Raw genomic sequence first — 530 nt, 5'->3', positions numbered from 1 at the left:
GTCGCGTTGTTCAGCCGTAAGCGCCGGCGACGGCGTTTCCTCGATGATCTTTTGGAACCGGCGCTGGATCGAGCATTCGCGCTCCCAGAAATGGACGACATTGCCCTGCCCGTCGCCCATCACCTGCACCTCGATGTGGCGCGGGCGCTCGATATAGCGTTCGACGAACAGACGGCCATCGCCGAAATAGCGCTCGCCCTCGCGGCGCGCGGTGTCGATCTCGGCTTCGAGTGCGCCGGCCTCGCGCACGACGCGCATCCCCTTGCCGCCGCCGCCCGCCGACGGCTTGATCAGCAGCGGGTACCCCACCGTGCGGGACCGGTCCACAAAGGTCGCCGGGTCGTCATCTTCGATGGCGGAGGGCGCCACCGGAAAGCCGCGTTCCTCGACAAAGGCGCGGGCGCGGATCTTGTCGCCCATCAGGTCGATGACCTCGGATGTGGGGCCGACGAATGTGATGCCGGCCTTTTCCAGTGCGGCCACGAAGGCGGCATTTTCTGACAGAAAGCCATAGCCGGGATGCACCGCAT

1 protein-coding gene is annotated in these 530 nt (G+C 66.0%); it reads right to left on the bottom strand.

Annotated elements, in window-relative coordinates; all coding sequences use genetic code 11:
* Positions 1-530: biotin carboxylase N-terminal domain-containing protein (locus Q1A06_RS20920; RefSeq protein ID WP_299568047.1), on the bottom strand; the 530-nt coding region annotated here is incomplete at both ends.

This window comes from uncultured Sulfitobacter sp., assembly GCF_947497275.1.
Lineage (GTDB): Bacteria > Pseudomonadota > Alphaproteobacteria > Rhodobacterales > Rhodobacteraceae > Sulfitobacter.
This window is presented reverse-complemented; position numbering and strand designations above follow the sequence as displayed.